This is a genomic window from Rhodococcus sp. NPDC058532 (assembly GCF_042719255.1).
In the GTDB taxonomy this organism is placed as follows: domain Bacteria; phylum Actinomycetota; class Actinomycetes; order Mycobacteriales; family Mycobacteriaceae; genus Rhodococcus_G.
The window spans coordinates 64,284-89,493 of sequence record NZ_JBHXNU010000013.1; the positions used below are offsets into that span (position 1 = coordinate 64,284).

Annotated in this window: 20 protein-coding genes and 1 pseudogene; 12 read left to right on the forward strand and 9 right to left on the reverse strand. The window is 70.9% G+C overall.

Going from position 1 to position 25,210, the window contains the following annotated elements; genetic code table 11:
• Nucleotides 1-10 precede the first annotated feature (10 nt).
• Complete coding sequence (locus ACFWQG_RS16195) at nucleotides 11-910, reverse strand: NAD-dependent epimerase/dehydratase family protein (RefSeq protein ID WP_378508653.1); 900 nt, start codon at nucleotides 908-910, stop codon at nucleotides 11-13.
• A gap of 44 nt (nucleotides 911-954) precedes the next feature.
• Between ACFWQG_RS16195 and ACFWQG_RS16200 the strand changes: the two genes are divergently transcribed.
• Nucleotides 955-1,596, forward strand: a complete 642-nt coding sequence (locus ACFWQG_RS16200) for a ScbR family autoregulator-binding transcription factor (protein WP_378508654.1) — start codon at nucleotides 955-957, stop codon at nucleotides 1,594-1,596.
• Here the strand turns inward: ACFWQG_RS16200 and ACFWQG_RS16205 are convergent.
• Both ACFWQG_RS16205 and ACFWQG_RS16210 read right to left on the reverse strand, forming a co-directional pair.
• Nucleotides 1,566-1,898, reverse strand: a complete 333-nt coding sequence (locus ACFWQG_RS16205) for an AfsA-related hotdog domain-containing protein (RefSeq protein WP_378508724.1) — start codon at nucleotides 1,896-1,898, stop codon at nucleotides 1,566-1,568. The genes ACFWQG_RS16200 and ACFWQG_RS16205 overlap by 31 nt on opposite strands.
• A 231-nt stretch (nucleotides 1,899-2,129) precedes the next feature.
• Nucleotides 2,130-2,509, reverse strand: a pseudogene (locus tag ACFWQG_RS16210) (AfsA-related hotdog domain-containing protein); the annotation flags it as partial.
• Nucleotides 2,510-3,092: 583 nt separating this feature from the next.
• Between ACFWQG_RS16210 and ACFWQG_RS16215 the strand changes: the two are divergent.
• From ACFWQG_RS16215 to ACFWQG_RS16225, 3 genes are all read left to right on the forward strand, one after another.
• The gene (locus ACFWQG_RS16215) at nucleotides 3,093-3,527 is read left to right on the forward strand and encodes a hypothetical protein (protein WP_378508655.1); all 435 of its coding nucleotides are present in this window, start codon (nucleotides 3,093-3,095) and stop codon (nucleotides 3,525-3,527) included.
• A gap of 737 nt (nucleotides 3,528-4,264) precedes the next feature.
• The gene (locus ACFWQG_RS16220; RefSeq protein WP_378508656.1) at nucleotides 4,265-5,695 is read left to right on the forward strand and encodes an aldehyde dehydrogenase family protein; all 1,431 of its coding nucleotides are present in this window, start codon (nucleotides 4,265-4,267) and stop codon (nucleotides 5,693-5,695) included.
• 29 nt (nucleotides 5,696-5,724) lie between these two features.
• Entirely contained in the window at nucleotides 5,725-6,843 is a 1,119-nt protein-coding gene (locus tag ACFWQG_RS16225) for an NDMA-dependent alcohol dehydrogenase (RefSeq protein ID WP_378508657.1), read from the forward strand.
• Between the two features lie 80 nt (nucleotides 6,844-6,923).
• Here ACFWQG_RS16225 and ACFWQG_RS16230 read toward each other — a convergent pair whose 3' ends face one another.
• A complete protein-coding gene (locus ACFWQG_RS16230) occupies nucleotides 6,924-7,781 on the reverse strand; it encodes a LysR substrate-binding domain-containing protein (protein ID WP_378508658.1) in 858 nt (285 codons plus the stop codon).
• Between the two features lie 84 nt (nucleotides 7,782-7,865).
• Here ACFWQG_RS16230 and ACFWQG_RS16235 point away from each other — a divergent pair, with 84 nt between their 5' ends.
• A complete protein-coding gene (locus ACFWQG_RS16235; protein ID WP_378508725.1) occupies nucleotides 7,866-8,846 on the forward strand; it encodes a bile acid:sodium symporter family protein in 981 nt (326 codons plus the stop codon).
• Between the two features lie 86 nt (nucleotides 8,847-8,932).
• Here ACFWQG_RS16235 and ACFWQG_RS16240 read toward each other — a convergent pair whose 3' ends face one another.
• The 3 genes from ACFWQG_RS16240 to ACFWQG_RS16250 all read right to left on the reverse strand — a co-directional run bounded on the left by ACFWQG_RS16240 (nucleotide 8,933) and on the right by ACFWQG_RS16250 (nucleotide 11,136).
• On the reverse strand, nucleotides 8,933-9,724 hold the full coding sequence (locus tag ACFWQG_RS16240) for a sigma factor (RefSeq protein ID WP_378508659.1): 792 nt from the start codon (nucleotides 9,722-9,724) through the stop codon (nucleotides 8,933-8,935).
• 64 nt (nucleotides 9,725-9,788) lie between these two features.
• Nucleotides 9,789-10,394 carry a YqgE/AlgH family protein gene (locus ACFWQG_RS16245; RefSeq protein WP_378508660.1) on the reverse strand — a complete coding sequence of 202 codons (606 nt, stop codon included), beginning with the start codon at nucleotides 10,392-10,394 and terminating at the stop codon, nucleotides 9,789-9,791.
• Between the two features lie 7 nt (nucleotides 10,395-10,401).
• A complete protein-coding gene (locus ACFWQG_RS16250) occupies nucleotides 10,402-11,136 on the reverse strand; it encodes a TetR/AcrR family transcriptional regulator (RefSeq protein ID WP_378508661.1) in 735 nt (244 codons plus the stop codon).
• A 138-nt stretch (nucleotides 11,137-11,274) separates the two neighbouring features.
• Here ACFWQG_RS16250 and ACFWQG_RS16255 point away from each other — a divergent pair, with 138 nt between their 5' ends.
• Nucleotides 11,275-12,243: an NAD-dependent epimerase/dehydratase family protein gene (locus ACFWQG_RS16255; RefSeq protein WP_378508662.1), complete on the forward strand. Its 969-nt coding sequence runs from the start codon at nucleotides 11,275-11,277 to the stop codon at nucleotides 12,241-12,243.
• Nucleotides 12,230-13,534: a hypothetical protein gene (locus ACFWQG_RS16260; protein WP_378508663.1), complete on the forward strand. Its 1,305-nt coding sequence runs from the start codon at nucleotides 12,230-12,232 to the stop codon at nucleotides 13,532-13,534. Before ACFWQG_RS16255 ends, ACFWQG_RS16260 begins: the two co-directional genes overlap by 14 nt.
• 13 nt (nucleotides 13,535-13,547) lie before the next feature.
• Here the strand turns inward: ACFWQG_RS16260 and ACFWQG_RS16265 are convergent, their stop codons facing one another.
• Nucleotides 13,548-14,054, reverse strand: coding sequence for a hypothetical protein (locus ACFWQG_RS16265; RefSeq protein ID WP_378508664.1), 507 nt, complete (start codon nucleotides 14,052-14,054; stop codon nucleotides 13,548-13,550).
• Nucleotides 14,055-14,194: 140 nt separating this feature from the next.
• On the opposite strand from ACFWQG_RS16265, the gene ACFWQG_RS16270 reads away from it, so the two are divergent.
• Complete coding sequence (locus ACFWQG_RS16270; RefSeq protein ID WP_378508665.1) at nucleotides 14,195-15,721, forward strand: DUF4185 domain-containing protein; 1,527 nt, start codon at nucleotides 14,195-14,197, stop codon at nucleotides 15,719-15,721.
• A gap of 88 nt (nucleotides 15,722-15,809) precedes the next feature.
• On the opposite strand, the gene ACFWQG_RS16275 is transcribed toward ACFWQG_RS16270, so the two are convergent.
• Entirely contained in the window at nucleotides 15,810-17,255 is a 1,446-nt protein-coding gene (locus ACFWQG_RS16275) for a CCA tRNA nucleotidyltransferase (protein WP_378508666.1), read from the reverse strand.
• Nucleotides 17,256-17,381: 126 nt separating this feature from the next.
• On the opposite strand from ACFWQG_RS16275, the gene ACFWQG_RS16280 reads away from it, so the two are divergent.
• Genes ACFWQG_RS16280 through sigM form a run of 4 tightly spaced genes read left to right on the forward strand, consistent with a single transcriptional unit; the run spans nucleotide 17,382 to nucleotide 25,164 of the window.
• The gene (locus tag ACFWQG_RS16280) at nucleotides 17,382-17,960 is read left to right on the forward strand and encodes an NUDIX hydrolase (protein ID WP_378508667.1); all 579 of its coding nucleotides are present in this window, start codon (nucleotides 17,382-17,384) and stop codon (nucleotides 17,958-17,960) included.
• Nucleotides 17,957-20,314, forward strand: coding sequence for a glycoprotein (locus tag ACFWQG_RS16285; protein WP_378508668.1), 2,358 nt, complete (start codon nucleotides 17,957-17,959; stop codon nucleotides 20,312-20,314). Before ACFWQG_RS16280 ends, ACFWQG_RS16285 begins: the two co-directional genes overlap by 4 nt.
• Nucleotides 20,311-24,513, forward strand: a complete 4,203-nt coding sequence (murJ, locus tag ACFWQG_RS16290) for a murein biosynthesis integral membrane protein MurJ (protein ID WP_378508669.1) — start codon at nucleotides 20,311-20,313, stop codon at nucleotides 24,511-24,513. Before ACFWQG_RS16285 ends, murJ begins: the two co-directional genes overlap by 4 nt.
• 54 nt (nucleotides 24,514-24,567) lie before the next feature.
• Entirely contained in the window at nucleotides 24,568-25,164 is a 597-nt protein-coding gene (gene sigM, locus ACFWQG_RS16295) for an RNA polymerase sigma factor SigM (RefSeq protein ID WP_378508670.1), read from the forward strand.
• Nucleotides 25,165-25,210 lie beyond the last annotated feature (46 nt).

The following is a 25,210-nucleotide window of genomic DNA, read 5'->3' on the forward strand; positions in this document are numbered from 1 at the left end:
GGTCACGGCGTCAACGGTGTGGCCGCTGCCCGGTGCGCCGCCGCAGCCGCGTCCCGTCGAGGGTGTGGTCGCGGCCGATCAGGTCGATCTGCCGTTCGGTGAGCCCGACGCCGGCCGCCCGGACGAGCGCGTCGTCGTACGACCAGGACTCGGTGGGCGGCCGGAAGTCCCTGCCCGACAGGTCCGTTGCCAACTCCCGCACCGTGCGAGCCGTGACGTTGGCGGCGTGGAACAGTACGCCGCGGTCGACGTCGGTGGCGGTGCGGGCGAGGTGCGCGATCAGCGCGCCGAGGTCGTCGAACGCGATGGTGGACAGCCGGGCGGTCCCGTCGTCGACCCACGCACCGAGCGTGCCGAGCAGGTGCCGCAGCCCGGGCGCGAACCAGCGGTCGCCCGGGCCGTGCACGAAGCCGGGGAGGACGACGGTGCCGCCCGCATCGCGGGCGAGACGGTCCGCGGCGGCGCGGGTGGCGCTGAGGGCCGTCACCGGGTTCGGCTCCCGATCCTCCTCGGCGATGCCGCGGAACGGTCCGGGGCCGTAGACGCCGACGGTGCTGACGGTGACGATGCGGGTGATGCCGAGGGTGTCGGCGGCGGCGAGGACGTTCGCCGTTCCGGTGAGGTTGACGGCGCGGCAATGTTGTTCGTCGGGGCCGGTGTAGCTGACGGCGTGCACGACCGCGTCAGCGCCACGCAGCGCCGCGAGCAGCGCCTCCCGGTCGGGGACGTCGGACCGGACATACCTGGCATCCGGTTCGGGTGCCGGGGGCGCGGTTCGGGTGATCGCGACTGGCCGGTGCCCCGATGCCAGGAGAGCCCGTAGAGTGGCGGCACCGATGAAGCCGGACGCCCCCACCACCGCGACGCGTCGAGCACCGTCACCGTGACCGGAGGCGCCGGGCGTCGTCACCGTGGACGTCCGGTCCGCAGTCGAACCGAGAGAGGGTTGTCGTAGTGGTCAGGCAGGAACGGGCAGTGGTCACCAGGCAGCAGATCCTGATGGCGGCCGCCGAACGGTTCGACGAGGCGGGATACGAGCGGGCCAGCCTGTCGGAGATCGTCGACCAGTCCGGAGTGACCAAGGGCGCGTTGTACTTCCACTTCAAGTCGAAGGACGATCTCGCGACGGTGGTGATCGAGGAGCAGCACGCGATCTCGATGCGGGCGGTCGCGGCGATCCTGGAATCGGATGCGCCTGCGTTGGAGCAGGTGGTGATGTTCTCGCACGAGATGGCGCGGGAGATCGTGGAGGATCCGATCGTGCGGGCCGGGATCCGGCTCACGTTGGAGGCGAGCGCGGAGGTGGGGCCGCCGCAGCCGTATCTGGACTGGATCGAGGCGTGCGAGCACACCTTCCGGAACGCGATCGAGGAGGGCGACGTCCTCGACACCGTCGACCCGGCCGAGCTGGCCCGGTACTTCGTCGGCGCCTTCACCGGCGTGCAGCTGGTGGCGAACGTGCTCACACAGCGTTCCGATCTGGCGGAGCGGCTCGACCAGATGTTCGGCTTCCTGCTGCCGTCGATCGTGCCGCCGCGGCGTCGCCACAAGATCGACCGGTTCCGTCATGCGCGGTGGGCTTCCGCCACTGAGTGACGGTGGGCGATGGTGCGGGGCGGTTCGAGCCGCACCGTGCCGCGAGCCTTGGTGACACCCCACTGGGCGAAGTCGACGTCGACGGCGTCCACCCCTCCCGCCGCGGGGGCAGCGGTGACGGTGGTGGGCTCGTCGAGTTCGACGAAGCGCTGGAACTCGAGGTCGATCGATTCGACGTCCGCGCAGGGGGTTCCGAGCACTAGCCGGGCGATCTGACGCGCAGCTTCGAGGAGGACCGCGCCCGGCACGTGATCGGAGGGGTGGTCGAACAGCACGGGGTGGGTGAGGTCGGTGCGGAGCATCCATCGATCGGAACCGGATGGATGTGCACTGAGGGCAACGGCTGCGTGATCCGCGACGCCGACTCTGCTGGGTGAAACGGGTGGCGGCAGCGGTACCTGACCGACGACCGGGTCGCGGTCGCCGCGCCAGCGGGCGCGCCGGTATTGGTCGGTAGTGAGAATATTCGCCGCGGTGACGCCGCTACCGACGACCCGTCCGTCGAGTTGGAAGTCCACGTTGACAGTTAACGCCGTCGGGTGACGGCGATTGCGGGATTGCACGGTCACCCGGGAACTGAGAATGACTTCGGCGGCTTGACGGCCGATCAGCAGTCGATCGAGGTTCACATCGACGTGCATCCTCTGCATCGTGAACTTCCGGTCGAGCGGCACCGCGAAATGCCGGTGCGCAACATAGATGGCGCACTGTCGGAGGTCTCCGCCAGGAGCATGGTGTCGTACCGACCTACACAGCTGTGGTAGAACGCATGCTGCCGTGGCCACTGCGCACCAACGTCGAACCTTTCGCTCGTGCCAGATGGCGCACTGTCCGTGAGGTACACCTCGGAAACCGCCTGACGGTGCACGAGCTGCCTCGACACTGTCCGGTCAAAATTCAACGGCTGCAACATCTCACGAAGAATGGGGCGCGCGGATCCGATTCGTGCACTTTTGTGCAACGCGGGAACTTGCCGACACGGTCACGGGCACCAGCCACGGCGCCCCAAGTTCTGACAGAGGGCAGGTCAGGACCCGGCTGGACACGACTCTCACGCAACTACGAATCCACAGTGTCCAGCACTAGCCGATCACCTGGACATCCGCTCACATACCGGTCCCCCGGTTATTTTCCCGTTTCGCACACACGCGACCGCACGATGAGTACTCTGCCCAGTCAGATCGATTGAAGATCGACCACATACCTGAGTGTGACCAGTAACAACTCAGAACGTCGAGGAGCGCCGTGGACAACCAACCTTCGCGAAGGAGACCTGGCGCGGGGTATCGGATGTCTGCGTTCCCTACGGGATCCGTCATCCCGTCAACGAGCTGCCGATAGGGGAACAGCCGTTTTCCTGCGGAGTATCAAACCAGCAATGGTGGGCGTGCAAACCGAGGCAATCCTCAAGCCGCACAACAAGTACTACCGAATCGCAAGTCGAACGGAAGGTTTGACATGGGTACCAGGAAGTCTCTATTTCGACCCTCGCCGCAATGATCGGCGCCACGGCATTGCTTGGCGCCGGAGTTGCGCATGCCGTCGTCGCAGAACCCAGCGCCGGTGCACACCAGCTGTGCGGCACTGTCTACAGTGGTGCACCACTCGCAGACAACCATCCCTCACCGGACAGCGGAGTCCCGGACAACGCTGTCCCCGCCGAGGGAGTCCAGGTCGTGGGAACGCTTGTGCCGTCCACAGGTACGCCGACCACCTTCCCTGCAGTTGCGACCAACAGCAGCGGCCAGTACTGCCTTCAAGGTAACGCAGGCCTCGTTGCCACCATTCTCGGCGGCGGGCACGTTACCCTGACCACAGCTGGCGTCACGCCGATCGCCGTTTCGCATCCGACGGGCATCTACCAAGCCGACTTCCAGAATCATCAGGTCGGCCTGACAGGTGCGACGGGATTCAACATCGTTGTTCCGTAACACCTTCAAGGTGTGGTGGTACCCAGGCGACATGCCTGGGTACCACACCAACCACCTTCGACGGGTGGGAGTTAGACGCCAGTCCGCACAGTAAGGAGTCCTGATGCTGGCCGAGTTTCTTCGAGCCCTCAACGCCCTGGTCACCGGCATTACCCCCGGACTATCCGGGTCCGCCGATGGTCTGAACACCATGTCCTCCACCTACTCGAGTGAGGAGTAGCGAAATGGGATCCGCAGCCGAATCAACTTCCTCTTTGGGAGAAACGCTCGAGCAGATGTTGCCCATGCTGTTTTACGGCATCATCGTCGCGCCGATCGAACTTTCGACCGGCATCAAGGTTTAGGAAGGAGCTGTCATGCAGGCATTTTCCGCAGACTTGGTAAGTCTGGTCTGGCAGAGCTGGATCCCGATGGCCGGTCCGGTCACCGAGTTCCTTGTCGCTCTGTCCTAACCTTCGAAAGGAAACAACATGTGGGGAAACTTCTGGGGTGGAATGGTGAATCACATTTCCTCCCTCTTCACCATCACGCTCTTCGGCTTGGATTCGGCGTCCGCTGAGGGTGCTGGCTGGTCGAGCGCAGAATCGGCGAGCGGCTAGCACGCGCGTTTGCGAAGCAACGGTTCGGGGTCTGTGTCAGTTCATATCTGACACAGACCCCGGACTGGGCTGTGGGGCGAGTCCCAGCCACCGGGAACCACCCTGATGTGACGTTACCCACGTCATAACGTCCGAACAATGGATCGGAATATCGAAGCGCACGACCAGATCTCGACCATCCTCGATCGTCAGCGGACGGCCCGGATCGCCGCCGGGGAGCCCGACGCCGCGGAGCGTCGGGCTCGGATCCAGCAGGTGATCGACCTACTCGTCGACCGCGCCGACGACCTGGCCAAGGCCCTCGACGTCGATTTCGGCGGACGTCCCGAGGGTTACTCGCTGATGAACGACGTGGTCGGCTCGATCACCGCGCTCAAGTACTCCCGCGACCACCTCGAGACGTGGATGGCCCCCGACGAGCGGCCCGTGTTCGCGCCCTACGACCAGCTCGGCGCGACGGCCCGGGTGCTGCACCAGCCGAAGGGCACCGTCGGCATCATCGGCACCTGGAACGCCCCCGTCTACACGCTGATGAGCCCGCTGGCCGGGGTGTTCGCCGCGGGCAACCGGGCGGTGCTCAAGCCGTCCGAGCTGGTGCCGCGCACCGCCGAGGTGCTCGCCGACGCGGTCTCCGCCGCGTTCGACCCCGAGGTCCTCGCGATCGTCACCGGCGGTCCCGACGTCGCGGACGCCCTGACCTCGCTGCCGTTCGACCACCTCGTCTTCACCGGCAGCAGCGCGGTCGGCAAACTCGTGATGGCCAACGCCGCAACGAATCTGGTGCCCGTCACCCTCGAACTCGGCGGCAAGTCCCCGACCATCATCGGCGCCGGCGCCGACCTCGCCGACGCCGCGCACCGCATCGCCGTCGGCAAGGCCACCAACGGCGGCCAGATCTGCGTCAGCCCCGACACCGTCCACGTGCCCGCCGACCGGCTCGACGACTTCGTCGACGAACTCCGCGCCGCCTACACCGCCCTCCATCCGACCGTGGAGGACAACCCGGACGTCGTCGCGATCGTCGACGACCGGCACGCCGCCCGCGTCGACGGCTACGTCGCGGACGCCGCCCGGCTCGGCGCCCGCATCGAGACCGCACCGGACGTCGCGGTCCCGCAGTCGACTCGGCGTCGCCCGCTGCGCATGGTGATCGACCCGCCCGCCGAGGCCGTGATCCGTCGGGAGGAGGTCTTCGGCCCCGCGCTGGTGCTGCTCGGCTACGACGACATCGACGAGGTGATCGACGCGATCAATGCGGGTCCGAACCCGTTGGCGCTGTACTACTTCGGCACCGACCCAGCCGAGCAGGCCGCCGTCGTCGACCGCACCCTGTCCGGCGGCGTCACGGTGGGCGACGTGATGATGCATCCCGGCCTGCAGGACGCCCCGTTCGGCGGCGTCGGCTCGTCCGGCATGGGGCACTACAACGGGCGCGAGGGCTTCCTCCAGTTCAGCCACGCGCGCTCCGTCTTCCGCTCGGCCGGTCCGGACCTGCGCGGCGAGTGGGGCATGCTGCCGCCGTACACCGAGCAGTTCCGCGCCATGATGGCCGCCCAGGTCACCCGATAGCCCATCGATTCCGTTGTGAAGGAGCGCATGTGAAGACTCGCGGTGCCATCATCCGCAGCACCCCCGGCCGCTACGAGGTCGTCGAGATGGATCTCGACGCGCCCCGGCGCGGCGAGATCACCGTCAAGATGGTCGCGTCGGGCCTGTGCCATTCCGACGACCACGTCGCCCAGGGCGACCACGCCGTCGGCGTGTACCCGATCTGCGGTGGGCACGAGGGCGCGGGCGTCGTCGTCGAGGTGGGTCCGGAGACAACCGGGTTCGCCGAGGGCGACCACGTCCTGTTCTCGTTCGTCTCCGGATGCGGACGCTGCCGCTGGTGCGCGAAGGGGATGCAGAACCTGTGCGACCGGGGCGCGGCGATCATGACCGGTAGCCGCCCGGACGACCCGACGAGCTTCCGCCTCAGCCTCGACGGTGCCCCCGTCGCCCAGACCTGTGGGCTGTCGACGTTCAGCGAGTACACCACCGTCAGCATCGATTCCGCCGTCAAGGTGCACGACAAGAGCCTGCCGCTGGAGACGCTGTGCCTGCTCGGCTGCGGCGTCGGCACCGGGTGGGGCGCCGCGGTGAACTCCGCGCAGGTGTACCCCGGCCAGACCGTCATCGTGATGGGCGTCGGCGGCATCGGCATCAACGCCGTCCAGGGCGCCGCGCACGCCGGTGCCGCGCACATCCTGGCCGTCGACCCGGTCGCGTTCAAGCGGGACAGCGCGCTGAAGTTCGGTGCCACCCAGGCATTCTCGACGATGGAGGAGGCCACCGATGTGGCCCGCTCGCTGACCAATGGTCAGGGCGCGGACGCGGCCATCGTCACCGTCGGCGTCACCACCGGCGAGCACATCGCGCAGGCGTTCTCCGCCATCCGCAAGGCTGGCGTGTGCGTGGTCACCGGTCTCGGCAAGATGACCGACGTCGGCATCCCGATCAACCCGATGGAGCTGACGCTGTACCAGAAGCGGCTGCAGGGCTCGCTGTTCGGCGCGTCCGCCCCGTCCGCGGACATCCCGTGGCTGATCGACCTGTACACCGCTGGCAAGCTCGAACTCGACGGCCTCGTCACCTCCACCTACGCCCTCGACGAGGTGGCGCAGGGGTTCGACGACATGCACGCGGGCCGCAACCTGCGCGGCGTCATCCGCTTCTGACCCCTTCCGCGAGTTCCCTAATGTCACATTCGGTATCACCAAGTGAGCCGATGTGACATTAGGGAACCCCCCGGCAGGGGTCAGGTGCGGCGCAGGCGGCGCTCGTTGGCGACGATGAGCGCCGTCAGCGCCGCCTCCGGGCCGGAGGCGGGGCGGGGGCGGCGCATCAGCACGAAGTCGGCGTCACCGGGATCGGGCAGCGCGGACACGGGCAGCGGCACCAGGCCGTCCGGCAACAGCGACTCCGCGTGCACGATGACCCCGAGCCCGGCCAGCACCGCCGCCCGCAACCCGAGCAGGCTGTCCGTCACGCACGTCGTCCGCCACACCCGTCCGGCGCGTTCGAGGGTCTCCATCGCCGCCCGGCGGGTGATGGACGGCGGGGGGTAGGTCACCAGCGGCACCGGCCCGGACTCCTCGACCGGGTCGCCAGCGGGAGATCCCGCCCACACCAGCCGGTCCCGCCACACCAGTTCGCCGTGCCGCTCCCCTGGCCGCCGCATGCCGAACGCGAGGTCCAGTTCGCCCGCCGCGACCCGCGCACCCAGGGTCTCGCTGAGCCCGACCGTCAGCTCCAGGTCGATCCGCGGGTGGCTGCGGCGGAACTCCAGCAGCACCTCCGGCAGCTGCGCGGCGACCAGGTCGTCGGACGCGCCGAACCGCAGCACCCCGGACATCTCCGACTCCGCGAAGTACACCTCCGCCTGCTGCGATGCGTCCAGGATGGTGCGCGCGAAGCCGAGCATCGCGGCGCCGTCGGCGGTCAGTTCCAGGTTGCGGGTGTCGCGGCGCAGCAGTTCCCGGCCGACGGACCTCTCCAGCCGCGCCACGTGACCGCTGACCGTCGACTGGCTCAGCCCGAGGACGGCCGCCGCGGCGGTGAAGCCGCCCTCGCGGTCGACGGCGACGAACGAACGCAGCAGCACCGGATCGAGCATCCCCGATATCTATCACGTTTCGCGATGCCAGTAATCACTCTGATCGACTTCTCCGATAGCGGACTGTCGAACTACCGTGGTCGGGTGAAGTTTCTGAGCAGGTTCTACATCGACGGGTTCATCCTGTCGATCATCGCGGTGGCGATCGTCGCCAGCATCTTCCCGGCGTCCGGTACCGGCGCCACCGTCCTGGACTGGGCAACGAAGATCGCGATCGCGTTCCTGTTCCTGCTCTACGGCGCCCGGCTGCACCCCCGCGAGGCCCTCGACGGCCTCAAGCACTGGCGGCTGCACTCGGTGGTGTTCGCGTCGACCTTCGTGCTGTTCCCGCTGATCGGCCTGGCCCTGCGGATCCTGGTGCCGACCGTGCTCACCGACGAGCTGTACACCGGGATCCTGTACCTGTGCCTGGTGCCGTCGACGGTGCAGTCGTCGATCGCGTTCACCTCGATCGCCCGCGGCAACGTCGCCGGCGCGATCGTCAGCGCGTCCGCGTCCAACCTGCTTGGCGTGTTTCTCACCCCGCTGCTGGTGATCCTGCTGATGAACACCACCGGCGAGGCACACGTGGACGCGTCGTCGATCGTCGACATCGTGGTGCAGTTGCTGATCCCGTTCATCGTCGGGCAGCTGATCCGGCCGTGGGTCACCGGGTTCCTCAAGAAGTACGCCGAGCCGACCAAGCTCGTCGACCGCGGCTCGATCCTGCTCGTCGTCTACGCCGCGTTCAGCGCGGGCATGGTCGAGCACGCCTGGGACGGGCTCACCGCCTGGAACATCGTCGCGCTGGTCGCGGTGTGCTGCCTGATCCTGGCGATCGTGATGACCGCGACCGCCTACGCGGGCCGGGCACTCGGCTTCTCGCTGCCGGACCGGATCGTCATCGTGTTCTGCGGGTCGAAGAAGTCGCTCGCCACCGGGCTGCCGATGGCGGCGGTGCTGTTCGCCGGGCAGCCGATCGGGCTGATCGTGTTGCCGCTGATGATCTTCCACCAGATCCAACTGATCGTCTGCGCGGCGCTCGCGCAGCGGTACGCGAGGCGCACCGACCCCGTCACCGCCTGACCCCTGCCGAGGGTTCCGTCGTGTCACATCGGGCGTCGCCAGGTGAGCGGATGTGACCTTCGGGAACCACGGGCGGAGGGCGGCGGTCAGAAGGTGCTCGTCAGCAGCACCCGGTCCGCCGGGACCGCCCGGATGTCGACGCGGGTGATCCACAGCATCGGCAGCTCGGTGGACGTGGACGGTGTCACCGTCTCACCGGCCACCGCCGTCCAGGTGGCGAGGGTGGTGCGGGCACCGGTGTGATCGGTGAGGACCATCTCGTACCCGGACGGGTCGGTGCCGAAACCGCCGCCGGGCGGGGCCGGGTAGCGCACCACCGCGTCGATTCGCGAACCCCAATCCTGTTGGATCACCGACACATCGGCCGATACCGGGGACGCGGCCACCGGCTGCATCGGCTGACCGGTCACCGGCGCGGACGGACCCTGCGGCATGGTCGGTGACGGTCCGGTCGGTTCGGGCTTCGGCAGCAGTGCGACCACCGCAACCACTGCGGTGGCGACCGCGACCACCCCGACCGCCGTCGCTGCCGTGCGGATCCGATGCGGCGGCGGGCCCACCCGGCCGAGCAGGGTCGGCAGCAGGTCCGGTGGAGGGTCCCCGACGGCGTCCGCCCGGAGCGGCACCTCCGCGGCAGGCTCACCGCGCTCCGTATCCGGGACCTGCGCGACGCGGCGGGCGACGGCAAACAGCCACTCCCGGACGAACTGCGGATCCCGGCCCGCGACCACGGGACTGCGCGCCGCCCGCAGCAACGCCTCCCCGGTGACCTCCTCCGCCCGCACCCGGTCGCCGGTCAGCCGCATCGCGTACCCCCACAGCGGCGCCGCGTGGTCCCCGTACAGGGCCGCCACCCGTTCCGCGTCGTCCTGCGGCATTCGACTCCTCCCCACCCGTCCACGGTATCGGGGTGGGCGGTGTTCGGCAGGACCTCCGTGTCACCTAGTTGCGGTCGATCTCGATCGGATGAGTGGCGAGCAGCGACACCGGCAACGGTTGCCGGCGCAGCACCTGTGCCCACAGGTCGACGCGCGGCGGGCCGATCACATCGGACGGCAGCGCCGAGACCACCATCCAGTCGTCGCGTTGCAGTTCCCCGTCGAGCTGACCCATCGTCCAGCCGGCATAGCCCGCGAACACCCGTACCCCCTCGATGTGCGGTCCCACCTGGTCCGGGTCGCTATCGAGGTCGACCATCACGACCCGGCCGTGAACGCGGCGCAGGCCGGGGACGCCGTCGATGTTCACCCCGGTCCGCAGGGTCGCCAGGCACAGCGCGGAGTCGAGTTTGACCGGACCCCCGACGTGCAATGCCTTCGGCCGGGCACACAGTTGTGCCCACTGCGGCAGCACCGTGTGCACCGCGGCGTCGCTGGGCCGGTTGAGGACGACACCGAGGCTGCCGGCGTCGTTGTGCTCGATCATGTAGACGACCGTGCGCCGGAAGGTGGGTTCGGTGAGTGCGGTGGCGGACACCAGCAGACTTCCCGGTCGGACCACGGGTTCCGTCGGGGCCGTGCGGTCGTCGGGGTCGTCAGCGGGTTCCACCGGACAATCATTGCACCGCGGTGGCCGACTCGGGCCCCACGCGCGGGCGCTCCAGCCCGACGGTCTCGGCCAGCACGTCCAGGTGGTGGTCGAACAGCGCCTGGGGGTCGGTGAACGTGTCCGCGCCGTACTGGCCGAACACCTCGAAACTCACCGTCCCGAACAGCGATGCCCACATCAGCACCCCCCGCAGCAGCGCCTCGTCGGGCAGGTCGCCGGACACCTGCGCGCGGATCCGCGCGGCGTCCTCGTGCAGATGTCGCCCCGGCGCCGGGTCGGGGATCTCTCGCAGCAGTCCCCGGCGGTGCGCGTCGTCGACGATCCGGACCAGGGCGACCGCGACGCGGATGCCCGGCCCGGTGGTCCGTTCCGCGGGCGCGCGGTAGCCGGGGACCGGCGTCCCGTACAGCAGGGCATAGCTCGCCGGTTCCCGCAGCGCCCAGTCCCGGACCGCGTGACCCAGCGCCCGCCACCGGGCCGCCGGGTCGCCGTGGTCCACGCCGCCGACCGCGGCGTCGACGGCGTCCCCGAGCTCGGTGTAGCACTCGACGACCAGCAGTGTCAGCAACTCGTCCCGACTCGCCACGTACCGGTAGACCGCGGACGACACGACGCCGAGATCGCGGGCGACGGCCCGCAGCGACAGGGCCGCCGCGCCGTCGCGGGCGAGGTGCTGACGTCCGATGCGGGTGATGTCGGCGAGGGTCCGTTCGCGGGCACGCTGGCGCGGGGTTGCGGTCACCTCCCCAGCCTCACCCCCGCCGCGAGCACTGTCAACTTTAGAGAGCGGTGCTCTTGACTCGATCCGCGGTGTCGGTGCATGCTGAAAACGAGAGCGGTGCTCTCGCACCGTGAAGTCGCAGCTCGGAGGAGAACTGACATGTCGACACTGCACGTGGTGACCGGCGCCGGACCGGTCGGCTGGACCGTCGCGACCCGACTCGCGGACCGCGGCGACCGGGTCCGGCTGCTGACCCGCTCCGGATCCGGACCCGACCATCCCGCCATCGAGCGCCGCCGCGTCGACGTCGCACGGCCCGGCGCCATCGACGACGCCCTCACCGGCGCGGCATCGGTGTTCCACGCCGCGCACGGCTCCGCCTACGCCGCCGACGCCTGGCGACGCGAACTGCCCGCCACCGAGGCAGCGGTCCTCGCTGCCGCGGGCCGCGCGGGCGCGGTCGTGGTGTTCCCGGAGAGCCTCTATTCGTATGGTCCGGTCGACGGGCCGATCACCGAGGACACCCCGCGAACCGCGACCACCGGCAAGCTCGGGATCCGTGCCGACCTACTCCGGGCCCGCCAGCGGTCTGCGACCCCGACCGTCAGCGTCGCCGCGTCCGACTTCTTCGGGCCGCGGGTCCGCACCGCGCACGGCGGCGAGCGCGTCGTTGCACCCCTGCTCGCGGGAAGGCGGGTGCGGGTGATGGGCGCGTTGGACGTGCCGCACGCGTTCACCTACGTCCCCGATCTCGCCGCCGCGATGATCGCTGCCGCCGACGACCCGGCGCTGTGGAACAGCGTGCTGCACGCGCCCACCGGGCCCGCGGTGACGCAACGGCAGCTGGTGCAGGCCCTCGCGGACGCCGCCGGGATCGCGAACCCGCGGATCGGGGTGCTTCCCGGCTGGGCGCTGCGGGGCCTCGGCCGGGTGCACCCACCGACCAGGGAGCTCGCGGAGATGCTGTACCAGTTCGAACGTCCGTTCCTGCTGGACTCGCGGCGCAGCGAACGCCTTCTCGCCCTGACCCCGACGCCGCTGCCGCAGGCCGCGGCCACGACGATCGCCTGGTGGCGGGACCGGGCCGCGGCACCCGCCGCGGTAGGGTCCGGCGGTGGGCCTCACTGACGACCCGGACGACGCCGGTCGCCCGCACCGGCGACTGCGGGCAACGATCCGCGCCACCCCCGACCTCGGTCGCCTGGTCACGGTCCGCTTCGCCAGCCAGTTCGGGGACGGCATGTTCCAGGCCGCCCTCGGCGGGGCGATCCTGTTCAACCCGGAACGGCACACCGATCCCCTCGCCATCGCCGCCGGGTTCGCGGTCCTGCTGCTGCCGTACTCCGTGATCGGCCCGTTCGCCGGGGCGCTCCTCGACCGCTGGGATCGGCGGGCGGTGCTGCAGTGGGCAAATCTGCTGCGCGGCAGCCTCATTCTCGCCGCGGCGCTGTGCCTGCTGTCCGGTGCGCCGAACGCCCCGGTGCTGCTGCTCGCCCTCGCCGCCGTCGGCGTTAGCCGGTTCGTCCTGGCCGGGGTGTCCGCGTCCCTGCCGCACGTGGTGCGCGAATCCTGGCTGGTATCCACCAATTCGGTGCTCGCCACCGTCGGTTCCGGGGTGTCCGCGGCGGGCGCGGGCACCGCCGTCGCCGTGATCGGCGTGCTCGGCACCGGTGACCGCGGCTCCGGCATCGCCGTCGCCGTCGCCGCCCTCGCCTCCGCCGTCGGCGCAGCAGCCGCGGCCGGATTCGCACCGCACCGGCTCGGTCCCGGAGCCGATGCCGCCGGGACAGTGGCGGGCACCGCCGCGGTCCGCGCGGTCGCGGCGGGCCTGCGGGTCGGCGCGACCGCGGTGTGGCGGGCCCCCGGCGTCACCACCGCCATGATCGGAATCGGCGCGCACCGCATCGTGTTCGGTATCGACACGCTGATCATGGTGCTGGTGCTGCGAGCCCCGGACACCGAGGCCGCACTGCCCGCCGGGCTCGCTGGCTTCGGGGTGGCGGTCGGGGCAACGGCTGGCGGGATGCTGCTCGCCGCGGTCGCGACGCCGCTGCTGATCCCGTGGATCGGCCGCACCCGCACCGTGGTCCTCGGCCTGTCGACGGCGCTCGTCGTGCAGGCGACGCTCATCGCGACCCTGACCCAGGGGTCCCTGCTGGTCGGCGCGTTCCTGCTCGGGCTCGCCGGGCAGACGGTCAAGCTGACCGGTGACGCGGCGATGCAGATCGACATCGACGACACCCGCCGCGGCCAGGTGTTCGCGCTGCAGGACACCGTCTTCAACGTCGCGTTCCTCGCCGCGCTCGCCGCCGCCGCGACCGTCGTCGCCCCCGACGGACGCACCCCGGCGCTCGCGGTTGCCGGTGCCGGGGTGTACGCGCTCGGCCTCGCCGCGGTGGCCCTCAACGCCCGCCGCTGACGGGCGCCCCAGCTCACCCCGCGGAGTCGGTCGGCGGCGTGTCGAGGCGCCCGTCGCCGTCGGTGTCCGCCAGCACCAGATCCAGCACTCCGTCGCCGTCGGTGTCGATGTGCAGCTCCGTGCTCCGCCCCCACGTCATCAGCATCGCGTCGACCCGGCCGTCACCGTCGGTGTCGATCCCGGTGTCGGTCCCGCCGTCGTCCGGTGCTGCGCCCGCCGCCGCGGGGGTCCGCGCCGCGGGAGCGGGGAGGTCCGGTGACCCGGTTTCCGACGCCCACGTCCCCGCCCCACCCGGGTCGGTGAAGTACCGCGCCGTCTCCGTTCCGACATCGAGGACGGAGAACTCGGCCACGCCGTCCCCGTCGCGGTCCCACAGCGCGTCGTCACGCCACCCGTCACCGTCGAAATCGAGTGCGACGGCGTCGAGTCCGCCCGGTGGGCCGAGGTCGAGGTCCGCCGGCGACACCCACGCGTGCGGGTCGCCGACCCCGGTCCCGAACACGTACTCCACCAACTCCATGTCGATATCGACGCGCGGCGGACGGGTCCGGTTCCGTCGCGCGGCCGTCCACCAAACGGTCGCCGAACCGAGAGATGGGCACCGACCGCTGTTAGATTCGATCCACGTTCGTCACGCCACCGGATCGAGAAGGGGGCACGATGTATCGACGCATCGGCGCACCGCTGTTGGTGCTCACGCTCGCCGCGACAAGCCCGCTGTTGTCCATGTCTGCCGCCGTCGCGGGACCGAATGCCCCGACGAATGCCTGCGGCGAAACGGGTTTCGACCCGTCCGCGTCGGCGGGGGGAGGCCCGGCCCCGGTGGGCAACATCGACATCCGGTACCCGTGGCCGCAGCTCGTGCCGGTGCCGCTGCCGGATCCGCCGCAGGACCAGACGCGGGTCCCGCAGGCACCGCTGCCCGCCGACCCCTGCGCCGACCCGTGCCCGGACCTCACCGACACCGCACCCGACGAGCCGGCACCCGAGTCCGACGGGTCGTCCTTCGGGTCGGAGGGGTCGTCCGGGTCGTCGTTCGGGTCGACCCCCGGATCGTCCGGATCGTCGGTACCGCGGTTCTCGATCCGCCCCGACCCGGAGCCCATTCCGATCCCGATTCCCGGTCCGGCACAACCGCTTCCACCCGCTCCCGATCCGCAGTCGCCGCCGGTCGAACCGGCACCGGTGGCACCGGCTCCCGCCGCAGCGACCGTCGACTTCACCTCCCTGGTCGCGCAGCTGACCGGGCCCGGCTCGATCAACCGCACCGACAAGCGGTGGCAGGTGAACGGCACCGATCTCGGCATCATGTGGGAATCCAAGCCGGGGGAGGTGGCGATCGCATTCGGAGACACCTTCGGCAAGGACTGGGCGCCGCCCGGCGCGAACGGCACCGACTGGCGCTCGAATGTGGTGGGGCACAGCACCGATCGGAACCTTGCCGACGGGCTTACGATCGACTCAATGGTGCAGGACAGCCGCTGTCATGCCGCCGAGGTGCTCGGCAGCAGGAAGATCAAGAATTGGGAGACCACCACGATCCCCACCTCCGGTTTCGCGTTGGGGGATCGGCAGTACATGAGCTACATGTCGGTGCGACGGTGGAGCGTGGTTCCCGGGATGTGGTACACGAACTACGGCGGCATCGCCTACTCGGACGACGACGGCCAGACCTGGTCCAAGGACCCGCACGCCAGGTGGGAAAACATCTTCGGCCTCAACAATTTCCAGGTCGCGAGCATGGTCCCGGCCGGTGAGCACGTCTACCTATTCGGCACCCCGAACGGGCGGATGGGCACGGTCGCCGTCGCGCGCGTCCCGAAGGCCCAGGTGCTCAACAAGACCGCGTACCAGTACTGGGTGGACGGGCAGTGGACGCCGGTCGGGGAGGCGTGGCCGACGCCGATCCTGCACGACACCGCGGCCGAGCTGTCGGTGCGGTACGACGAGACCCGCGACCTGTGGCAGATGAGCTACCTCGACACCCTCGCCGGGGCGATCGTGCTACGCCAGGCGTCCAGCCCGCAGGGCAGCTGGACCGAGGGCGTCCCCGTCGTCCGGTCCGCCGACTATCCGGCCCTCTACGGCGGGTTTATCCACCCGTGGTCCACCGAACACGACCTGTACTTCACGATGTCCGAGTGGGACAGCTACAACGTCTACCTCATGCGCGCGACACTGAAATAGTGGAACTGTGCGTTATTTTCACCCCTACTGGGGTAAAAGTCACGCACGGGCGCGAAGCGCAGCGGAGCCGCCTCTCTGCACGGGCGCGTCAGCGCATACTCCACCACTTCAGCAGCTCGGCCTCGGCCTCCTCGCGGGACAGGGGGCCGCGGTCCAGGCGCAACTCCTTGAGGAACGTCCACGCCTCGCCGACCTCGCGACCCGGCTTCAGGCCGAGCAGGGTCATGATCGCGTTGCCGTCGAGGTCGGGGCGCACCCGCGCCAGGTCCTCCTGCTCGGCGAGCCGGGCGATCCGGCCCTCGAGGTCGTCGTAGTTGGCGCGCAGCCGCGCGGCCCGCCGCTTGTTGCGGGTGGTGCAGTCGGCGCGGACCAGCTTGTTCAGCTGCGGCAGCAGGTCGCCGGCGTCGGTGACGTAGCGGCGGACCGCCGAGTCGGTCCACTGACCGTCCCCGTAGCCGTGGAACCGCAGGTGCAGAAACACCAGCCGGGACACGTCCTCGATCATCTGCTTGGAATACTTCAGCGCCCGCATCCGCTTGCGGACCATCTTCGCGCCGACCACCTCGTGGTGGTGGAAGCTGACGCCGCCGCCCGCCTCGTTGCGCTTGGTGTCCGGCTTGCCAATGTCGTGCAGGATCGCCGCCCAGCGCAGCACCAGGTCCGGGTCGCCGTCCTCGAGGTCGATCGCCTGCTGCAGCACGGTCAGCGAATGCTGGTAGACGTCCTTGTGCTGGTGGTGCTCGTCGATCTCCAGGGTCAGTGCCGGGATCTCCGGCAGCACCCGCGCCGCGAGCCTGGTCGTGCACATCACCTCGATGCCGTCGCCCGGGTACTCGCCGAGGATCAGCTTGTCGAGTTCGGCGCGGACCCGCTCGGCGGTGATCCGGTCGATCTGCCCGGCCATCGCCACGATCGCGTCGTGCACCCGGGGGGCGAGGGTGAATCCGAGCTGGGAGACGAACCGGGCGGCCCGCAGCATCCGCAGCGGGTCGTCGTTGAACGAGACCTCCGGCGCCGCGGGGGTGTCCAGCAGGCCGGCGAGCAGCGCGTCCATCCCGTGCAGCGGGTCGACGAACTCCTGCTCGCCGTCGGCGCCGATCCGCACGGCCATCGCGTTGACGGTGAAGTCGCGGCGCACCAGGTCCTCCCCGAGGCTGGTGCCGTACACCACCTCGGGGTTCCGGGTGACGCCGTCGTAGGCGTCGGTGCGGTAGGTGGTGATCTCGATCTGCTGGTCGCCCTTGGCCGCGCTGACCGTCCCGAACGCGATGCCGGTGTCCCACTGGTTGTCGGCCCAGCCCTTGAGCAGGGCCTGCACCTGCTCGGGGCGGGCGTCGGTGGTGAAGTCGAGATCGGTGCCGAGCCTGCCGAGGACCGCGTCCCGCACGCTGCCGCCGACCAGGTACAGCTCGTGCCCGGCGGCGGCGAACCGGGCGCCGAGGGGGGTGAGCACGTCCGAGAGGCCGCGCAGGGTCACGGTCGCGGAGGCGAGCAGGCGTGCGCGTCGGTCGGCGTCGGGAGTCGGGGAAACCACGACTGTGCAGCTTACCGACCCGCGGCGCCGCCTTCGGAGCCCGCCGACCGTGGACGGCGAATGCCGCCGCCGCCCGCGCGGTGTGGGATTCGGGACCACTGTCGGGTGACAACTAGTATCGATTGGGTGTCTCCAGCCGAACGCGCGAACCGCAGCCGCCGCAACCCGCGGCGTCGCGGTGGGCACGGCGACCGCACCAACGCGCGGATGCGGACGGTGCGGGAGACCTCCGCAGGTGGGCTCGTCGTCGACGGCCTCGACGGTCCCCGTGAGCTGCAGTGCGCGGCGCTGATCGGTCGTACCGACCGCCGCGGCCGGCTGCTGTGGTCGCTGCCGAAGGGGCACATCGAGGCGGGGGAGACGGCGGAGCAGACCGCGATCCGGGAGGTGGCGGAGGAGACCGGCATCCGCGGCAGCGTCCTCGCATCGCTCGGCAGCATCGACTACTGGTTCGTCACCGAGGGCAGGCGTGTCCACAAGACCGTGCACCACTACCTGCTGCGGTTCCAGGGCGGGGAACTGTCCGACGAGGACGTCGAGGTGACCGAGGTGGCGTGGGTGCCGTTGACGGAGCTCGGCTCGCGGCTCGCGTACGCCGACGAGCGTCGTCTCGCGGAGGTCGCGGGCGAACTGATCGACCGGATGACCTCCGGGCAGGACATCCGGCGGACCCCCGACGGTGACAGGACCCGAGAGAACGGATGAGGACGGCTCTACGACGGCTTGCCGCGACCACCCTGACAGCACTGGCTCTCGCCGCCCCGCTCGGGCACCCCGCCCTCGCGGGCGCGGCCCCGGCCGGCACCGCAGCGGGCCACACCCAACGCGCCGACCAGTCGCAGCAGTTCGTGTCGCTGTCGGTCGACTCCGTCACCCCGGGCACGGTGACCACGTCCAGCGTGCCGACCGTGACGGTGACCGGCACCATCAGGAACGTCGGCGACCGCGCCGTCTCCGATCTTCAGATGCGGCTGCAACGCGGCCCGATGGTGGCGACGCCCACCGCCCTGCGCACGGTGCTCACCGCGGGACAGGACGACTTCGACACCGTCGGGCCGTTCACCCGGATCCGGGACCGGCTCGACGTCGGGCAGTCCGCCGGTTTCACCGTCGCGCTGCCGCTGCGGTCCACCGAGTCAGCATCGCTGAACATCGACGAACCCGGCGTGTATCCGCTGCTGGTGAACGTCAACGGCACCCCCGAGTACGGCGGCACCGCCCGCCTCGACGACGCCCGCTTCCTGCTGCCGGTCCTCGGGGTGCCGCGCGACCCGACGGTGTCCGACTCGGACGCGGGGCCGGTGCCGCCGTCGACGTCGGACCCGGTCGCGGTGACGTTGATGTGGCCGCTCGCGGACCGACCCCGGCTGGCGGCCGGGATCACCGGGTCCGCGGACGAGAAGCCGCGACTGGTGGACGACGAATTGGCCGCGTCGCTGGCCCAGGGCGGCAGGCTCGAGCAGCTCGTCGCGGCCGCCGACTTCGCGACCGGCGACGACCTGGACCGGGATCAGCGGCTGCGGCAGAGCATGTGCCTGGCGGTCGACCCGGATCTGCTGGTCACGGTCGACGCGATGTCCCGCGGCTATCTCGTCGTCGACGATCCGGCGGACCCGACCGGCCCGGCCCGCGAGGGCACCGGGCAGGCCGCGGCGACCGAATGGCTGGGCACGCTCCGGCAGTTGGCGTCCCGGATGTGCGTGACCGCGCTGCCGTACGCGCAGACCGACCTGACCGCGCTGCACCGGGTCGGCGATGCGACGCTCACCGCGCGCGCACTCTCCCGGCCTGCCGACCTCGTCGACGGCCTCCTCGGGGTGACCTCCGTCCGCGGCCTGACCTGGCCGGACTCCGGCGTCCTCGACCCGGCGGCGGCGGCGGAACTGTCCGGCCTCGGGCCGACGGCGCTGCTCGCGGCGAACACCGTCCCGGATGCGACCGGGCAACCCAAGGTGCCCCTCGACGGCGGCAACAACGGCGACCCGCTGTACGCGGCGCTGTTCGACGTGTCCGCCGCGACCGCCCTCGCCGCGGTCGGTGCGACCCCGCAGACCCCGACGTTCACCCCCGACGCCGCACGCTACGACCTGACCGAGGATTCCCGCACCGCCCGCCTGCAGGACGCCATCGGCGCGATGACCTGGGAGGCGCTCACCGCGCGGAGCACCGGCGCCCGGATGGCCGACGCGGCACCGCGATCGCTGCTGCTGGTGCCGCCGCAGCAGTGGACACCCGACGGCGACGAGGCCCGCGCGGTGCTGTCCGTCACGTCGACGATGCTGCGGTCCGGGTTGGCGGTGCCCCGTTCGGTGCCGGAGATCCTCGACCATCCCGCGTCGCCGCCGCCGCTGCGCCTGACCTACCCGGACCAGGCGGTCAAGGATGGGGCGCCCGCCACGGTCGCCGACGCCGCGGCGGCGTCCGCGCCCGAGATCGACGCGCTGACCGAGACGCTGGTCTATGACCCGCAGTCGACGTTGACCCCGGACGGGTTCACCGGACCGCTCGAGGCGGACCTGCTGCGGGCGATGAGCACCTCGGGTCGCCGCGACAGCGACCGGAGCATCGCGACGGCGACCGCGGAGCAACGCGTCGCGCAGGTGCGGTCGGCCCTGGACCGGGTGTACGGATCGGTGACGGTGCTGGCGCCGGGCGGCGCGTACACCCTCGCGTCGGAGCAGAGTCCGCTGCTGTTCGTCGCCCGCAACGACCTGCCGGTGGGAATCACCGTCCGGCTGCGGCTGTCGGCCCCGGACGGCATGACCATCACCGATATCGGCGATCAGCAGCTGCCCGCGCGCGGCAGCCGCGCCCTGCAGGTTCCGGCGCAGGTGACCGAGACCGGCAAGATGGTGGTCGACGTCGCGCTGACCACCGTGACCGGACGCGAGCTCGGCGAGCCGACGTCGGTGTCGGTCCGGTCGAACTCGTACGGCAAGTTGTTGGCGATCATCACCGGCTGCGCGGGCGCACTACTGTTGTTGCTTGCCGGACGGCGGCTCTGGCACCGATTCCGGGGTCAGCCGGACCCGGCGGACGAAGGGTACGAGGGGCCATGACGGGTAGCACGCGACGACCACCGGGCGGCGGCCCGGAGCAGGCGCGGCAACCGGCCGATCCCGGACGCGACCAGCATCCCCACCCGGCGCGGCCCGCCCGCGAGGCAGGTCCATCCGGGGTCGCCCCGTGGGAGCGGCACCCGGCCGGCCCGCCGCCGGATCCGCGGCGCCAACCACCCACCGGGCCCGTGCCGCGGCCCCACCCGCCGCAGCAGGCCCGGCCGTATCCGCCCCGGCCCCAGCAGCCCAACCAGCCCCACCAGCCGCGGCCGTATCCGCCGCAGCCGTATCCCCAGCAGCCGCCTCCGCAGCAGGCCCCCCCGCAGCGGCCCGCGCCGCCCGCCGGCGCCGGCGTCCCGCAGCCGACGCGGGCGGAGCCGCGGCGGGTCGAGCCCGCGCCGCAGGTCGCTGCGCCCGCCGCACCCCGCCCGGCCGGTGCGGTCGCGACCGCGCCCCAACCGATCGCGGACCCCGACGCCCCCGACGACCAGGACGGGCCCGACAATTCGAACTCCGGGCTGATCGCGTCGACCGGGTCCATCGCGATCGCGACGCTCGTCAGCCGGATCACCGGCTTCCTCAAGCAGGTGCTGCTGCTCACCACCCTCGGCGCCGCCGCGGCCAGCTCGTTCACGGTCGCGTTCACAATGCCGAACATGATCTCCGAGCTGGTGCTCGGCGCGGTGCTGACCGCGATCGTGGTGCCGGTGCTGGTGCGGGCGGAGAAGGAGGACGACGACCACGGCGCGGCGTTCGTCCGCAGGCTGTTCACGCTGTCCGTCGCGACGCTCGGCACGGTGACCGTCGCCGCGGTGCTCGCGGCGCCGCTGCTAACCCGGCTGTTCCTGCCCGAGCACGGCAAGGTCGACGAGCAGCTCGCCACCCATTTCGCGTACCTGCTGCTCCCGGCGATCCTGTTCTACGGCCTGTCCGCGCTGCTCACCGCGATCCTCAACACCAGGCAGGTGTTCAAGCCGGGTGCCTGGGCTCCGGTGCTGAACAACGTGACCGTGCTGGTCGTCCTCGCGGTGTACTGGCTGCTGCCCGGCGGCGACGAGGTGACCACCGTCCGGCTCCTGGTCCTCGGTCTCGGCTTCACCCTCGGCGTCGTGGTGCAGGTGCTGACGCTGCTGCCCGCGATTCGCAGGCAGGGCATCAGCCTGCGCCCCCTCTGGGGGATCGACAACCGGCTGAAGATGTTCGCCGGCATGGGCGTTGCGATCGTGCTGTACGTGCTGATCAGCCAGATCGGCCTGATGATCGGCACCCGGGTCGCCGCCGACGTCGACGCCGCAGGCCCGGTCATCTACCAGCAGGCGTGGATCCTGCTGCAGCTGCCGTACGGCATCCTTGGCGTCACCGTGCTCACCGCGATCATGCCGCGGCTGAGTCGCAACGCTGCCGACGAGGACATCCCCGCCGTCGTCGACGACCTGTCGGTGGCGACCCGGCTGACGATGGTGGCGCTGGTCCCGATGGTCGCCTTCCTGACCTTCGCGGGCCCACAGGTGGGCCACGCGCTGTTCGGCTACGGCAATTTCGGCGCCGACGACGCCGAACGCCTCGGCCACGCCGTCAGCTGGTCGGCGTTCACCCTGATCCCGTACGCGTTGGTGCTGATCCATCTGCGGGTGTTCTACGCCCGCGAGCAGGCCTGGACCCCGACCTGGATCATCCTGGGTATCACCGGGGTGAAGGTCGTGCTGTCCCTGCTCGCGCCCAGCATCGCGACCGACGACCAGCAGGTCGTCAGCCTGCTCGGCGTCGCGAACGGACTCGGGTTCACCGCGGGCGCGGTGATCGGCGCCGTCCTGCTGCGCCGCAGCCTCGGGTCGCTGCGGATGGCGAACGTCGGCAAGACCGTGGTGCTGGTGGTCGTCGCCTCGCTGGCGGGCGGGATCGCGATGCTCGCCGCCGAGGAGGTCCTCGGCCTCGATCGACTCGGGGACCGGTTCGGCGGGCCCGGCGCGTTCGTCCAGGTCGGGGCCTGCGCGATCCTGATGCTCGGGGTCACGTTCACGCTGCTGCGGTTCGCTGGCGTCCCCGAGGTCGTCGCGGGGACGGTCGCGGTGACCCGGCTGGTGAACCGGGTCCTCCGTCGGGGCTCGGGCCAGGCGGACACCGAGCCGCCCGCGCAGCAGACCACCCCCGCCGCGGCGCCGCGGAGGGCGACCCTGGACTCGGTGTCGATCTACGAAGCCGACACCGAACTGCTCCCCGTGATCGGGCGTCCTCTGGTAGAACGCGGCGGCGGCACACAACTCCCGTACCCTGGTGCCCGACGTACCGGGGCGCCGACCACGGGTGATTCCGACGAGCTGCACGAAGGAGCGAGGGTGAGCGACGAAAGTGTTGCCGGCGGCCAGTCCGGCAGTTCCACGGTGGAGGCGTCCACGCCGACACCTCGCGCATCCGACTCGGAGTCCAGCCGTCCCGCCGACAGCACCCGCCCGGACCCGCAGCCTGCGGCCGAGGCACCGAAGCGCCCGGCGGACAAGCGCACCGCCGACGGCCGGATCATCCGCCCCGAACGGGACCTCACGGTCGACACTGGCGTCATCCCGATCGGGTCGCCGCAGCTGCCCCCGATCCGGATCGGTGACGGCACCGGGGCGCCCCGCCGCCGGGCCCCCCGCGGCCCGCAGCTGATCGCCGGTGCATCGGTCGCCGGCGGCCGATACCGCCTGCTCGCCCCGCACGGCGGTGCCCGCGGCCTGAAGTTCTGGCAGGCGCACGACACCAAGCTCGACCGTGAGGTCGCGTTGACCTTCGTTGACGCGGAGCAGCGCGCCTCCGCGGACCTGTCCGACACCGAGGGCCCGCAGGCCGTGCTCTCCCGCACCCTGCGCCTGGGCCGGATCAACTCGCCCGGCCTGGCCCGGGTCCTCGACGTGGTCCGCGGCAGCTCCGGCGGCATCGTCGTCGCCGAATGGACCCCGGGCCGGTCGCTGCGCGAGATGGCCGACACGACGCCGTCCCCGATCGGCGCCGCCCGCGCCATTCGGGCGCTGGCCGCCGCGGCCGAGGCCGCGCACCGCGGCGGGGGCGCGCTGTCCATCGACCACCCGGACCGGGTGCGGATCTCCGTCGACGGGAACGCGGTCCTCGCCTTCCCCGCAACCCTCTCCGACGCGGACGCCCCGTCCGACGTGCGCGGGCTCGGCGCCATGCTGTACGCGCTGATCACGGCGCGCTGGCCGCTCGGCGAGCCGGCCCCGGCCCCCGAGTCGGGCACCCCGCCCGCCGCGCCCGACGCGCGGCCCGCCAACACCGTCGGTGGCATGAAGCTCGCCGATCGGGGCGGTGACGGGCAGCCGGTGGAGCCGCGCGCGGTGCGGTCGGAGGTGCCGTTCGAGATTTCCGCGGTCGCGGTGCGCGCGATGGAGACCGACGGCGGCATCCGCACCGCCGCGACCGTCCAGCACGTGCTGGACCAGGCGTCCGTGGTCGATCAGCAGACCGACATGATGCCCGCGCTGCGGCTCGGGCAGCGCCCAGCGGGGACGAGCGGGCACGCGCTGTCCGAGGAGGAGACCGCCGAGGTCGCGAAGGCGCGCGGCAACCGGATGATGATCGCGCTGTCCACCCTCGGTGTGCTCACCGTGATCGTGGTGGCGCTCGCCGTCTGGTGGCTGACGAACCTGTTGGCAGGCGGCAGCTCCGACGAGCCGCTCACCGAGCAGAACATCGGTCTCACCACGGGTGCGGAGGCGCCAGCGACGGAGGCACCCGCCGTGCCCGCGCCTGCTCCGGCGGCACCGCTGCCGGTGGTCCCGGCGGGCGCGACGGTGTTCTCCCCACAGGGGTCGGCCGACAATCCGACGTCGGCGGGACTGGCGGTGGACGGCGACCCGGCGACCGAGTGGACCACCGACGCGTACTTCGACCAGTTCCCCAGCTTCAAGAACGGGGTCGGTCTGCTCGTCGCGCTCGACGAGCCGTCCCGGCTGAACGAGGTCACGATCACGTCGCCGAGCGTCGGGACCCAGGTCGAGATCCGGACCGCGCCCAGCGATCGGCCGACGCTCGACCAGACCCAGGTGGTCGGGCGGGGGACGCTCACCAGCGGGGTGACGACCATTCCGGTGACGATGGACGGCAGCACCGGCCGGGTGCTGGTGTGGATCACCAAGCTCGGCACGGACGGTGGGAAGAACCAGAGCGCGATCGCGGAGATCGGACTCAGCTCCACTCGTTAGACACTTCGCCCGCAAAGGGGTGACTGGAGACCTCCTGGTCGGTTAACATCGCGCGTGCGAATCAACAGGGGGATCGCCGCGGCGGGCATGTCCGATGCCCAGCTGCTGGCGGCGCACGCGGCTGGGGAGCCGCGTGCATTTGCTGAGTTATTGAGTAGACACCAGGACCACTTGTGGCAGACGGCACGCCGGACCAGCTACAGCATCCAGGACGCCGAGGACGCGTTGCAGGAGGCGCTGCTGTCGGCGCACCGGACGGCCGCGACGTTCCGTGAGGATGCCGCCGTCCGCAGCTGGCTACACAAGATCGTGGTCAACGCCTGTCTCGACCGGATCCGGCGCAATCGGGCCCGCCCGACGGTGCCGCTGACCGAGGGAGACGGGTCCGAACCCGCGGAACCCCGCGACCCGATGGCGGACCGGGAGACGACGCTGACGATCGGGGAGGCCCTCGATACCCTCCCGCCCGAGCAGCGCGCCGCTGTCGTCGCCGTCGACCTCGAGGGCTACTCGGTCGCGGACGCCGCCGCGCTGCTCGGGGTGCCGGAGGGCACCGTGAAGAGCAGGTGCTCGCGGGCACGGAACAAACTGGCGCAACAGTTGAAATACATTCGGCCGGAGCGGAACCAAATCGGCTCGCCCGGAGTCTAATCCAGTGACGCGCGGTGCGAACCTGCGCCGCCGCTGGGATCCGCAG